General features: G+C 43.1%; 8 protein-coding genes. 6 read left to right on the top strand and 2 right to left on the bottom strand.

Features of this window, described 5'->3' with window-relative positions; translation table 11 throughout:
- Positions 1-27: 27 nt before the first annotated feature.
- Positions 28-1,044: a LacI family DNA-binding transcriptional regulator gene (locus tag Q4Q49_RS03300; RefSeq protein ID WP_311998626.1), complete on the bottom strand. Its 1,017-nt coding sequence runs from the start codon at positions 1,042-1,044 to the stop codon at positions 28-30.
- A 429-nt stretch (positions 1,045-1,473) separates the two neighbouring features.
- Between Q4Q49_RS03300 and Q4Q49_RS03295 the strand changes: the two genes are divergently transcribed.
- The 3 genes from Q4Q49_RS03295 (at position 1,474) to Q4Q49_RS03285 (ending at position 6,434) form a co-directional block, all read left to right on the top strand.
- Positions 1,474-4,170 (top strand): TonB-dependent receptor, encoded by a 2,697-nt coding sequence (locus Q4Q49_RS03295; protein ID WP_311998628.1) that lies wholly within the window; start codon positions 1,474-1,476, stop codon positions 4,168-4,170.
- 61 nt (positions 4,171-4,231) lie between these two features.
- A complete protein-coding gene (locus Q4Q49_RS03290; protein ID WP_311998625.1) occupies positions 4,232-5,761 on the top strand; it encodes a tryptophan halogenase family protein in 1,530 nt (509 codons plus the stop codon).
- Between the two features lie 19 nt (positions 5,762-5,780).
- The gene (locus Q4Q49_RS03285; RefSeq protein WP_311998624.1) at positions 5,781-6,434 is read left to right on the top strand and encodes a putative 2OG-Fe(II) oxygenase; all 654 of its coding nucleotides are present in this window, start codon (positions 5,781-5,783) and stop codon (positions 6,432-6,434) included.
- Between the two features lie 135 nt (positions 6,435-6,569).
- Here the strand turns inward: Q4Q49_RS03285 and Q4Q49_RS03280 are convergent, their stop codons facing one another.
- Positions 6,570-7,481, bottom strand: coding sequence for a sulfite exporter TauE/SafE family protein (locus Q4Q49_RS03280; protein WP_311900370.1), 912 nt, complete (start codon positions 7,479-7,481; stop codon positions 6,570-6,572).
- Between the two features lie 496 nt (positions 7,482-7,977).
- Here Q4Q49_RS03280 and Q4Q49_RS03275 point away from each other — a divergent pair, with 496 nt between their 5' ends.
- From Q4Q49_RS03275 to Q4Q49_RS03265, 3 genes are read left to right on the top strand one after another with little or no spacing between them, the layout of a single operon-like run.
- Entirely contained in the window at positions 7,978-9,054 is a 1,077-nt protein-coding gene (locus tag Q4Q49_RS03275; RefSeq protein WP_311998623.1) for a transporter substrate-binding domain-containing protein, read from the top strand.
- Positions 9,054-10,541 (top strand): methyl-accepting chemotaxis protein, encoded by a 1,488-nt coding sequence (locus tag Q4Q49_RS03270; RefSeq protein ID WP_311998622.1) that lies wholly within the window; start codon positions 9,054-9,056, stop codon positions 10,539-10,541. The genes Q4Q49_RS03275 and Q4Q49_RS03270 overlap by 1 nt, the downstream gene beginning before the upstream one ends.
- A gap of 28 nt (positions 10,542-10,569) precedes the next feature.
- Entirely contained in the window at positions 10,570-13,368 is a 2,799-nt protein-coding gene (locus Q4Q49_RS03265) for a family 20 glycosylhydrolase (protein WP_311998621.1), read from the top strand.
- Positions 13,369-13,497 lie beyond the last annotated feature (129 nt).

Below are 13,497 nucleotides of genomic sequence, written 5' to 3'. Positions count from 1 at the left end.
GAGTGCGTTTTTGTCTTTCAACATTACTTATTTGTACGGCACCGCGGAAGAGTCGCGGATTACAGGCTCTGGTGTAAACACTTTAAATTGCTCAATTTTTTGCTCACGGCGATTTGCTATTAACAGCTCAGTGGCTATTTGGGCAATTTTCTCATTGGGCTGATGTACTGTGGTCAGTTTAGGCCAGGTTTGACGTGAGAATGGGCTATCTTCGAAACCGACAATCGACAAGTCTACTGGGATATCTAAACCCGCTAAACGAGCAGCAAAAAGTGCACCAGCGGCAATTTCATCGTTACAAGCCACAATCGCAGTCGGACGATGTTTTAGTTTAATAAGCTTATTCGCACCGTCAACACCAGACTCAAATGAGTACTTCCCTTCAATTATGTAGTTCTCATTCAGTTTTAGGCCATTTATTGTTAATGCCTGTTTAAAACCAAGTAACCGCTCTTTAGTGGATTCATGGTGTAAATCCCCACTTAAAAAAGCAATATGCTTGTGGCCTAAGTCAATCAGATGTTGGGTGATTTCAACTGCACCAAATTTATCGTTGACTAAAATAGTCAATCCATTCTGATCGTTGCCTTTTTCGCCTGCAATAATGCGCACATAGTTAGCATCAATCTCAGTAAGTGCTTTGAGTACTTTCGGATCTTCTGACAAGGGAGGCGTCAGTACTAATCCCGCTAGCCTAGAATATTTGACTAGTGCTGTAAGCTCATCACAAATGGTCTCTGATTTAGCATTACAAGGGTGGATGACCAGTTCATAGCCCTTGTCTTTACAGGCTGCCAAGATCCCATTTTGCATATCAATAATGTAGTATGCGTTTGGATTATCGTAAATAAAACCAATAGCATAGGATTTTGTGCCCGCAAGGTTTCTCGCTGCTAAATTAGGCTGATAGTTAAGTGCTTTTATCGCCTCGTTCACTTTGTCAACTGTGGCCTGCTTCACTGAAGGTTCGTTATTGGTGACACGGGATACTGTCTTAATAGACACTCCAGCATATTTAGCTACGTCGTTAATAGTGACTTTCATTGATGTAAAAACTCTTTATCTAAGGCCGCGAAGGGTTAACTGTTCTATGAACGTAAATTCTTTACTAGCAATTTACAAGCTTACATTTATTATCAGTATTTTCTTACTTATACGTCTTATAGTGCGAGCTTTTGATGTGCTTAGCAATCCTGAATTGTTACAAATTGGCGTTAATTTATCGTTGTTGCAATTATGCTGGGAGTTGTAAATTTACGTAATAATATTAAAGCTCATGTTTTATAATGATTTTTGATAAAATGTATGATTCAAAATTCTGCTTTATGACATTTTTTCGCTTCCATCGTTATTTTGTTGTGGCAAGGCTGTTAATTATTGTGTAATGTTTGCACTAGACATGACAGCGTTGTCATTCCACAAGGAATGGTTATGAATACTAAAACGATAATAAAGTTATGGAAGGGAAACGAGATGCGACCATCAATCTTTAAGAAAACTGTACTAGCAACAAATATTGCTGTCCTACTCGGCAGTGCTGTATCCATCAGCGCTGTCGCTGCAGATGCCGTGGCAACCACAGCAGCGCCTGAAAATATTGAAAAAATTGAAGTTCGCGGTATTCGCGCTTCAAATAAGGCCAATATCAATGAAAAACGATTTTCTAACGCAGTAGTGGATGCTGTTACTGCGGAAGATATTGGTAAATTTCCTGATTCTGATGTCGGCCAAGCTCTCGGTCGTGTCCCTGGCGTAACTGTGGGTCGTACATTTGGTCAAGGTAGTTCAGTCTCTATCCGTGGTACAGATCCTTTAATGACTCTGACCACCTTAAATGGCCAGAACGTAGCGTCTACTGGTTGGTACGATCAAATGAACGTCGACCGTTCGTTCAACTATTCTATGTTACCTTCTGAACTGATTGGTGGCATGGAAGTGTACAAGTCCACTCAAGCCAACCTTGTTGAAGGTGGTATCGGTGGTACGGTTATCGTTAAAACCCGTAAGCCTCTAGATATGGATGCTAATTCTGTATTTGTTTCTGCAAAGGGCGAATATGGAACTGTAAGTGAAGATGTAGCACCTGAATTATCAGGTTTATACAGCTGGAAAAATGATGACGAGACATTTGGTGTTTTAGTTGCGGGTTCATATATTGACCGTGAGTATTTACGGACTGGTACTGAAGCGGATTTAGATTGGGGTGGACGTTCTTCTGTTCAGCCATCTAGTTTCTTGCAGCAGCAAGAGCGAACTGCGCTAGATGCAACACTACAATTCAGACCAACGGATAATTTAGAATTAGGTGCGCACGTACTATCACTGAAACTCGGTGCTGATAGTATTGGCGCTAACATGTATATTGAAACCGATACAAACTGGGCTGGCGCCCCTAAAGATGGCACCGCTGGACCCGGTAATACAACTAATCCTTCAGCATGTAAACAATTCAATGCTGCTGGTGTTTGTACGTTAAGTGTCACACCTGAAAATGCGCCATCAGATGTGTTCTTCCAAAACTGGGCGCGTAAAGGTGAGATGACGTCAGATACCTTTGAGTTGAACGCTGACTATAAAGGTGATGGTTTCGCAATTTCAGGTGTTGCAGGAAGGACAAAAGCTGAAGGTGGTACTCAAATGAGTGCTAACTTTGGTTATGGTTGGTGGGGTGATAAATTTGGTCAAGTTAAGTGGGCTGGCACTGTAGATGCTACAGGTAAACAAGTAGATATTAATGGTCGTGATATGGGCTTTACCCAAGACCAATTAGATACAACTGTGAGTACATCAACTTGGACGGGGATTAAAGGACCTAACTCTGACGAAGAAACTTATTTTCAGTTAGATGTTGATTTTGACCTTGACCTAGGTGTTATCAATAAGTTTGAAACAGGTGTTCGTTACACACAACATGAGTTCGAGAAGAGCGAATACCGCGCCATCTATGATCCAACCAAAACAAATGAATTTAAAACTTCAGACCTTTACAGTGGCACAATGAAGTTAGGTTATGACGGTTGGACGATTCCTAAAGCTGACCTAGACGCTATGATTAATGCCACAGAGTCTCTGGTTGATCAATTTGCCTACAGCCGCTCAGCCTATGGTTTAATCGAAGAAGACAACCTATCTATGTATGGTATGTTCTCGTTTGATGGTGAAGGTTTCCGCGGTAACTTTGGTTTACGTTATATCCAGACTGATGTCACTTCGAGCGGTCATGTGATTGATAACTCACCAGCGGATATCTTAGCTGTTAACCAAGGTTGGAGTGAAGAGCTTCATAGCGTTAAAGACAGCTATAGTGATGTCTTACCGAGCTTCAACATTTCATTCGATTTAGCTCAGGATTTGATCTTACGTATGTCAGCAGGACAAGCTATTACTCGTCCTAACTATGATAATTTGTTCCTAGCAACTTTAACTGGATTCCCAGATGATCGTAAAGGGAATGAAGCTTTAACGAAAGGAACTCCAGGCTTAAAGCCGATGAAGTCCTCGCAGGCTGATTTGAGTCTTGAATATTACTATGGTGATGGCAATCTTGTTTCTGCTACATACTTTATAAAAGACATAAGCAATTTTATTGTCGCTTCGTCAGAGTTTAATCAATCCATTGGTATCATAAATAAGGATTTAGAGGTGCCAGCTGATAGTTGGACCGTTAATACCTATGAAAATGCCGGTGGTGGTGAGATCGATGGTGTCGAACTGCAGTTAAACCATGCATTTGATAACGGTTTCGGTGTTAATGCGAACTATACATATGCAGATGGTAGTGCACCTTCAGAAGTTTATACTGACAACATAGGTATGTTTACTGAGTCATCAAAGCATAGTGCTAACTTAGTCGGCTACTGGGAGAATGATGATTTCTCAGCACGTGCCGCTTATAACTGGCGTTCTGAGTACATGGTTCGTGAATATGGTAAGTATTACGGCAACCGTATGCATGATGCCTTTGGTACACTCGATGTGACTTTAGGTTGGAATGTGACAGAAGCTATTGCATTACGTCTTGAAATTGTTAACTTAACAGCTGAAGATGACGTTCAATATGGTGCTGCCGGCGTAGGTACCGAAGTTAAGCCTGCGCTTCAAGATGATTTCCCTGCTTGGTCATTTAAAGGCGAAACTACATATAAACTTGGTGCTAGCTTTGTATTCTAACACTTTGTTGTAATTCAAAAGCCCAGTCTTGACTGGGCTTTTTTATAGGTAAACAAACACTATGAAAATCAAACGTATTGCAATTATAGGGGGCGGAACAGCTGGATGGTTAGCTGCAAATCACCTTGGGGCTGAGTTGTGCCATGATCCTGAAATAGAGATTACTTTGATTGAGTCGTTAGATGTGCCAACAATCGGTGTAGGTGAAGGAAGTGTTCCATATCTAGCGAAGGGATTGAAGCGGTTTGGTATTTCCGAAGCAGAGCTATTGCTGACTTGTGATGCGACTTTTAAGCAAGGAATCAAGTTTGTTAATTGGCTCGATAAAAACGTGCATGGAGACAACCATTACTATCATGCTTTCGATGCCCCTTACCCTGCAGGTATTGATGTCTCAAGTTACTGGGTTTCTCACGCGAGTCAACGTCCATTTGATGATGTTGGCATTCAGGCAAGGATTTGTGACTTAGGTTTATCCCCTAAGCGTAAAGGCTCGGGAGACTATGATGGGGCCTTATCTTATGCCTATCATTTTAATGCATTAAAGTTTGCAGGCTTATTAGCAAAGAACGCACAAAAAAAGTTTAATGTTAAGCATCAATTTGCCACTATTGTAGGAGTTGAACAGGATCAATTTGGACTGATTTCACATTTAATTACTGCTGATAATTCATCGTTAGCTTTTGATTTTTATGTGGATTGCAGTGGTTTTTCTTCGATCCTAATTGATAAAGTACTGAAAGTTCCTTTTGAAAGTAAATCAAGCGAGTTACTGACGGATACTGTTTTGGTGCAGCAAGTGCCTCTGAATGTAAGAGAAAATATCAATCCCTATACAACCGCGACGGCCCATAAGGCTGGTTGGATATGGGATATTCCACTCACTACGCGTCGCGGAACTGGCTTTGTGTACTCAAGTCGACACATGAGTGATGAGGAGGCTTTAACGTTATATGCTGATTACTTACAAGTCGATAAAGTTCAATTCAAGCCGCGGAAAATTCCGATGGAGATTGGTTATAGGAAGGAGTTTTGGCATAAAAACTGTGTTGCTTTAGGATTGGCCCAAGGCTTTGTTGAGCCACTTGAGGCGACATCTATATTAGTTTCCGATTTTTCTGCTGAACTGTTAGCTCGTCATTTCCCTCGAACTATAGAGGATATTAGCGTCTCTACTTCATATTATAATAGTGTTATTACGTATGTTTGGGAGCGTGTTGTTGACTTCATTAAGTTGCACTATTGTATTTCTGACCGGAAAGATTCATCATTTTGGTTAGAGAATCAAAAAGAGGATACTATTTCATTTGAGTTAAAACAGCGCTTAGCTAGATTCAAATTACGTCCTCCGCATCAGTCTGACTTTTTTAGTCGTTTTGATTTATTTGATCATAAGAATTTTTTGTATGTTTTATATGGAATGAAATTTAAAACAAATCATTCAGTTTTATCTCGGCAAGAAATTAAACATTGTGAGACACTTTTCTCTGATAATGACCTCTTAGTTGGGCGAGCTGAAACCTTACTCTTAAATCATAGAGAATGGTTGGAAGGATTAATGCGCGCTGTTGAAGGTAAGACGCTTAAGTAGATAGTCATGAGGATATTAAATGTTAGTGCCTGTATTTGAACAAGCTATTTGTGTGTTTGATTTCGACGAATATGATAGTTTTGATGGTAAACACGAAACATACAGTACACTTGAAACGCTGTTTTCACTTCCTGATGTGATCAATGAAGGGAACGTTCCTGATGCGAAAGGAGGACGGGCATTATCAACTGCACATCTTTACAAAACCCATCCAATTCCACAATTATTAAACTTCAAAACCAATCCTTTAGGTGATTGGATTTTAAGGCGTATATTTGAATCTGCTATTTTGTTAGGGTTTCAGAATACTCGAGATATTAAAAAGCTTAAGTATCACCGAACTTGGGCAAATAGGATGGAGTATAATTGTGATGCAATTGCCCATAGGCATGCCAATAACGATTGGACTATTCCTCATTTAGTTGCAATATATTATACCGATGTGCCAGATGAAAGTGCAGACTTGGTTTTTATTAATGATAAAGATAACAGCATTATGCGGGGTGATCATTGTCACGAATACCCGGCTGAGAAGCAATATATTGTCAAATCAAAAACAGGTCGACTTGTTTGTCATGACGCAAGATTTTTACATGGAACAACTGTACACAAGAGCCACTTACCACGTACATGCTTAGTTATTGAAGTTGGCTTTCCACCATTAAATAAATAACGGTGTAATCAAACTTTATTTAATTTTATTCTTATAGAAAGTAGTATTTAAAATAATGTAATTAAATTCTATCAGTAGGCATAGTGCTTTTTATTTAGTTTCATCGTCTATTTTAACTTTGTAGCATAAAAAATGTTACAGCATAACAACCCCCGTCAAAATGATCCAAATGGAGAAAAAGAGTTTTAATACTTTTACTGGGAGATATAGCGCTAATTTGCGAGCAAGTAATCCCCCGATAACGGCGCCCGGGCCTGCGAATAACACTAACTCAAAGAGGGCTTGGCTATTTGTTGAAAAGATATGAATAGGGCTTGCCGACCAAACGGTAATCGCAGAGACAACAACGCCGGTGGCGACTGCCATTTTGGCGCATAGTCCCCGTAACATCAGATAAATCACCACTAATTCTCCGACGCCTACCGATAACCAAGCTGTGATAATACCGCCGAAATAACCAATGAGAGCGAGCGATAGAAAATCAATCGGCATTATAGCGCGAGTTATTTGCGTACTTCTTTTGCTACTGAGAATGATGGCAATACCGAGTATTATCGAGAAAATGCTGAAACTTGTGTGTAGCGAAGAGGGCGCATTGAGCTGTAGTAATTGGCTACTCCAGAAACCTAATACTGAAAAGAAGGCGGCAAGTAATGCTGCTTTCACAAAACCAGACCAGGTGACATCTTCTCGGTGACGTTTTTGATAATGCAGTGACCATGAAATCGCGCCTGCTGTCATACCAAAGCATTGGATCATAAATGAAGTCGCGATGCTTTGAGACTCACTAAAGTTGAGGCTCGAAAAAACGGGAATAAAGATGACGCCACCGCCTGCTCCCGTCGCATTGGCAAATATCGCTCCTGTAATACCCAGAAAAATAAAGCGGCCATATTCTTGGATAAGATCAAATGGCGAATGAAAATGGCTCGCCCAAAATAACCAAACTCCACAAAGTAGCAATATCAAACTGAGGTTTCGGTAGTGCCGAGTTAAGCGCGGAGCAGATTGGGTATTACTGGGCACTAATGTGTTAAGGGGACTCATCGATAGCTACCGTGATCTTTGTCATGTTATCGCCATGTTACCAATGAAAGACAACGTTGTCACATAAGCTTGAGTAAATAAATTAAACATTTTAAGTCATTGAATAATAATGACTTAAAATGTCTATTCATAAAAAATAACAATAATTGTCAAAAAAATGTAGAAATCCTGTTCTTTCTTGTGTACTTTAACAATGACAACGCTGTCATCTGCTTGTGTGATACGTTGTTTGTAAGGTCTGCATGAGAGGATGAGGTCTCCTTTTCATGTGTTTGGCAGGAGTATTGCTGTCGGGCGGCGATACGTTTGTCTTTGATATTTTGATAGTCTCTCCCCAGAAACTAGCGTGGGCTGGGTACTGTAAGCAGTGCCCAGCCATTTTTTTAGGGTGTTTTTACAATATGACTTAAATGCCTACCTCAGCATTTGAACGTTAGCGGCATAGATAAACAAAACTCACTGGTAAAAACCAGATAATAAAAAGAGGCTGCAATTTATGGCGATTCATTTAGCGGTTGCGATGCGCGTCATTGCGACGGGCATGACGAGTGTCATTCGTTATGTTTTTACACTAACGAGCACACTTATCACTAAACGAGCAGCTTGCTGGTCACTGCTTATCATGGCTCTGACGGGGCTTTCAGCCTCATCCTTCGCTGTGTTTGCAGCCGATATTGCCTCAAGTCATTTTGCCGCTAACTCAAACTCAAACTCAAACTCAAACTCTAATTCCGGTTCCTCTGACGCCATTAAGTCTGACGTTTCTCACATTCAGGCGCCGATTTCAAAAACAATCGTCACCACCATACAGCAGACTTGGCAGCTAAATTTGCTTAAGGAAGCACTGCGCCGTTCGGATAGCGGCTATCAAGTGCAGCAAATGTCGACTCAGATGAATCAAAAACGCAAGGTCGAAGAAGCACTGGCTGGAACAGTCGATGTGTTTTGGAGTATGACCTCAAAAGAATTAGAAGAAACCGTGCTACCCGTGCGCATTCCATTGTTTAAAGGATTACTCGGTAATCGACTGCTAATTATCCGCAAAGCGGATGAAACGCGATTTGCCAAGGTGAAAACCATGGCGGATTTTAGACAGTTAAAGGCGGGGCAAAATCGTTATTGGCCCGATGCCACGATTTTAGAAGCTAATGGATTACCCGTCGTGACGAGTTATCAGTACACCAATTTATACCCCATGTTAGAAGGTGGGCGTTTTGATTATCTTGCCCTCGGCGCCCAGGAAATTGGTGAAGAACTCGCAAGTCACCCCGATCCCGCACTAAAGGTTGATAGCCATATTCTGCTGCAATATCGCTCGCCGGCTTATTTCTTTGTGTCCCCTAAGCGCCCCGAACTTGCGGTGGCCATTTTAGCTGGGCTTGAAAGTATGGTAAGCGACGGCTCCTTTGATGAGATGTTCAATCGCGAGCTAAAAATTGAGCAACTGTACCGCGAGGCAAAGTTTGAACAAAGGGTCATTATCCGTCTCGATACGCCTGATTTAAGTCCGTTAACGCCAATAGAACGCACAGAATTATGGTTAGATCTCTTTAGTATGCAAGGTGCAACATAATGAAAACATTAGCCTTAAAAGTACAGATTGGGTTAGCAGCAGCGATTTTTATGATAGTCAGCGTTTTGTTCGGCGCATCTTATTGGTTGGCGAGTGATAAATTGGCCGCCAGTGAAACTGAGTTTGAAGACAATACCGTCGCCAATTTGCAAGTCACTATGGCGCAGCCCATCTTCACCTACGATTATGAACAAATCCAAGCCGTGTTATCTGTGATGCTTAAATCTGCGCAGATTTATCATATCGTGGTGAGCGACCATCGCGGTAAAGTGTTAGCCGAGAGTCAGCAGGCTCAAACGGTGGTCGATGAGTATCTGGTAAAACGTAAAATTCACTTTGCTGACCAAGGCAATCCGACGGGCCAATTGGCCATTCAGTTTTCTATGTTGCCCATTCGCGCTCAGTTGTCAGATTTACTCTTAGGTTATTTCTTGCAGGCGCTGTTAATTCTCGGTGGCAGTTTAATTGTTATCTTCATTATTCTTAAACGTTTAGTGATTAATCCACTGGAGAATGTTGTCCGTGCCATGGAAGAAATTGCCAGCGGTGACGGTGATTTATGCCACAGATTACCCGTTGAGAGTCAGGATGAGATTGGTCAGCTTGCCAAGGCATTTAATGGTTTTGTTGAGCAAATTCACGCCACGATTTCCAGAGTGCACGAAACCTCAGGGCAATTACTGGGCGATGCCAAAGCGCTTGGTTCACTGTCGCAAACCAACAATGATCGCGTGCAAACCCAACTAAAAGAAACCGAGGCCGCAGTGACGGCTGTAACTCAGCTAAGTGCCAGTGCTAACGAAGTTGCCATTAATGCCAAGCGCACCGCGGATGCGGCGAGTCAGGCCGATAAAGCGGTCGATAACAGTCAGCGTCAGTTTGATTCGGGATTAGATATTACCCGCAAGCTGGCATCTGAATTAGCTCGCTCGGCATTGTCCGTCTCACAGTTACAACAAGAAACCCAAAAGATAGATGAAGTGGTCGTAGTGATCAGCAGTATTGCCGAGCAGACCAACTTACTGGCGCTTAATGCTGCTATTGAAGCGGCAAGGGCGGGTGAACAAGGGCGCGGTTTTGCTGTGGTTGCCGACGAAGTGCGCACGCTGGCGAGCCGAACTCAACAAGCCACAGGTGAAATACAGAAAATGATCCAGCAGGTTCAGAGCCGAGTGGCAGAAACGGTCACAGTGATGCAAGCGAGCCAAGCCCTCTCGACTCAGGGCGTTAACCGCTCGGAAGAAATTAAGTTAGTACTCACTAAAGTGACTGATTTAGTCTCAAATATCAGTAATATGAACATCGAAGTTTCCCATGCGGCGCAGGAACAAACCTGCGTCACCGAAGCGATTTCTCGTACGTTAAATGATCTTGCCAATGTCTCAGGTTCAGCCTCCCTCGATAGCGAGCACTTAGCGCACTCGAGCGAGCGACTGTTTCACCAAGGGGAAAGACTGCGGACGTTAGTAACTTCCTTCAGATTGTAGCCATTTCTGGAGCTAGATAAGGATAATCATGAATAAAACACTTTCAGCAAGCGCCATTTTACTGGCTTTAGGATTAACGGCCTGTTCCGAGGCGCCTGTGACGCCTTCCACAGCGTCAGCCAGTAAGGCTGTGGCTCAAACACAGCAAGCTCAGGACGCATTAACTCAAGCTCAGTTACAACAACTCGGGGATTCGTTAGTCGTAACTTACCGTGTTGTAACCAATGTGCCAGACGATAAGTGCCTAAAAGATAAAGCCGATGGTCGCTGTTTTGTCGCTCAAATTGATTTCGTGCCCGGTATGGATTTAGCCAGCCAGAATTGGGAAATTTATTTAAGCCAAATGCGCCCAGTGCAATCGGTTGAAAGCGGTGAATTGACGATAACGCACGTTAAAGGTGATTTACATCGTATTACGCCAACGGCCGCTTTTAAGGGATTTATTAAGGGTGAGAAAAAGCAACTGACGTTCCGTGGTGAGCCGTGGCAATTGGCTGAAACCGACGCTATGCCAAACTATTACCTCGCAGCAAACGGATTAGAACCCGTCATTATCGCCAGCACTCAGGTAGGGAAAGATGCCGAAACGGGTTTAGAGACGCGTCCGTATGTTGAAGGGGTTACGAATTTTAAAACCCAATATCAACGCACTGAAACGGATAAACTCGCGCCAGCCGATGCCGCGCAATTATTTAAAGACAATCAAATCGTGAGTGAAGATGCCGCCTTGGCTGTGGATACCATTATCCCAACGCCACAAAAGGTGAAGATCCATTCAACTGATACACCAGTATCTCTTGCTGGTGGTATTAAGCTCGAATATCAGCAAGATAACCCAGAGCAAAAGAGTCAAGTTGCGGCGGCGGTGGCACGTTTAGCTCGGCTGGGTGTGGCTGAATCTGCGAGTGGCATGACGGTGAAATTTGCCAGCCATAAAGGGGATGAGGGCAGTTATCGCTTAGATATTCAGCCAACTGAAATTGTGATCGCTGCCAATGATGCGGCGGGCTTCTCTTACGGTTTGTCATCATTAGCAAGCCTTGTGGATGTGAATTCGCTGAAAGTGAATGCCATGACCATTGAAGACAGCCCACGTTATCCGTTCCGTGGTATGCACATTGATGTGGCACGTAATTTCCACAGCAAACAATTGTTGCTGGATTTGCTCGACCAAATGGCGGCTTATAAGCTCAATAAACTGCATTTACACATGGCTGACGATGAAGGTTGGCGTTTAGAAATCGATGGTCTGCCTGAATTAACCGACATAGGCAGTAAACGTTGCCATGATTTAGATGAAAATACCTGCTTATTACCGCAGTTAGGCAGTGGACCGTTTGGCGATACAAGCGTCAATGGCTATTACACCAAACAAGACTATATCGACATAGTGAAATATGCCGAGGCGCGTCAAATTCAGGTGATCCCGTCGATGGATATGCCGGGTCATAGCCGCGCCGCGATTAAAGCGATGGATGCGCGTTTTCGTCGATTACAGGCTGAAGACGTAGAGCTGCAAAATACGGGCAAAGTGCAGGTTGTCCCTGTGCAGGAAGCGGCAAATCAAGCTAGCACAGCAGTAAAAGCGTTAGATGCGGGCGCTCGTCAATTACAAGCTGAAGGGAAAACCACTGCAGCTGAGCAATATTTGTTATCCGATGCAAACGACAAAACGGTTTATTCTTCAGTGCAATATTACGACGACAATACGCTTAACGTGTGTATGGAGTCGACTTATCACTTTGTCGATAAAGTGATTGATGAAATTGCCAAGTTACACCAAGCCGCGGGTCAACCATTGACGCGTTACCACATTGGTGCCGATGAAACGGCGGGAGCTTGGAAACAATCACCCCAGTGTTTAGCATTTGTTGCCAATAACGATAAAGGCGTTAAGTCGATAGATGACTTAGGCGCTTATTTTATTGAACGAATTTCGACTATGTTAGCGGCCAAAGGCATTGAAGCTGCGGGGTGGAGCGATGGCATGAGCCATGTTCGCCCTGAGAATATGCCCGCTAAAGTGCAGTCTAATATTTGGGATGTGATTGCCCATAAAGGTCATGAGCGCGCCAATCAGCAGGCGAATCTTGGTTGGGAAACCGTGCTCTCTAATCCTGAGGTGTTGTACTTTGATTTCCCCTATGAGGCCGATCCCAAGGAGCATGGTTATTACTGGGCGAGCCGCGCGACCAACAGCCATAAAGTCTTTAGCTTTATGCCAGATAACTTGGCCGCCAATGCCGAGCAATGGACCGATATTCAAAATCAGCCGTTCGAAGCGGACGACAGAATAAAACTCGATGAGGCGGGTAACAAAGTCTCGGGCCCAAGGGAGAAAGGCAAACCTTTTACTGGCTTGCAAGGGCAGGTTTGGAGTGAGTCTATTCGCAGTGACGATACGATTGAATACATGGTGTTCCCGCGTTTGTTGATGTTGGCAGAGCGTGCTTGGCATCAAGCCGCATGGGAAGTGCCTTATCAATATCAAGGCGCTGTGTATAACCAAAGTTCAGGCGCTTTTACTTTGACTATGCGTGATGCACAGGCAAAGGATTGGCAACAACTTGCGAATACTTTAGGTCATAAAGAGTTTGTTAAGCTAGATAAAGCGGGGATTGATTATCGCGTACCGACGGTCGGCGCCGAGATCCGTGAGGGTAAACTGTTTGCTAATATCGCCTATCCCGGACTCAAACTGGAATACCGAAGCCTAAATGGCCAATGGCAAGCTTATCAAGCGGGACAGGCGGTCACTGCACCGATTGAGGTCCGTGCCATAGCTGCCGATGGTATTCGTAAAGGCCGAAGTTTAATCGTTAACTAAATCGATTTTTATATCTGGCTGTATTTTAAAGATAAAATACAGCCTTTTTGTTTTTCTGTGTCAGTGATTGCCTAAATTTGATTTTAGATCATAAATCACTTAAAAAAGTAAATGACAACGCTGTCATTT

Source organism: Shewanella sp. SP1S1-7 (assembly GCF_031932105.1).
GTDB lineage: Bacteria > Pseudomonadota > Gammaproteobacteria > Enterobacterales > Shewanellaceae > Shewanella > Shewanella baltica.
Note: the sequence above shows the minus strand (reverse complement) of the source record. Positions and strands in the feature narration are given on the sequence as shown.

Excerpts from the sequence above, each read along its gene's own strand:
- Q4Q49_RS03285 (WP_311998624.1), top strand. The coding sequence starts at position 5,781 with ATGTTAGTGCCTGTATTTGAACAAGCTATTTGTGTGTTTGATTTCGAC.
- Q4Q49_RS03300 (WP_311998626.1), bottom strand. The coding sequence starts at position 1,044 with ATGAAAGTCACTATTAACGACGTAGCTAAATATGCTGGAGTGTCTATT.
- Q4Q49_RS03290 (WP_311998625.1), top strand. The coding sequence starts at position 4,232 with ATGAAAATCAAACGTATTGCAATTATAGGGGGCGGAACAGCTGGATGG.
- Q4Q49_RS03265 (WP_311998621.1), top strand. The coding sequence starts at position 10,570 with ATGAATAAAACACTTTCAGCAAGCGCCATTTTACTGGCTTTAGGATTA.
- Q4Q49_RS03280 (WP_311900370.1), bottom strand. The coding sequence starts at position 7,481 with ATGAGTCCCCTTAACACATTAGTGCCCAGTAATACCCAATCTGCTCCG.
- Q4Q49_RS03270 (WP_311998622.1), top strand. The coding sequence starts at position 9,054 with ATGAAAACATTAGCCTTAAAAGTACAGATTGGGTTAGCAGCAGCGATT.
- Q4Q49_RS03295 (WP_311998628.1), top strand. The coding sequence starts at position 1,474 with ATGCGACCATCAATCTTTAAGAAAACTGTACTAGCAACAAATATTGCT.
- Q4Q49_RS03275 (WP_311998623.1), top strand. The coding sequence starts at position 7,978 with ATGGCGATTCATTTAGCGGTTGCGATGCGCGTCATTGCGACGGGCATG.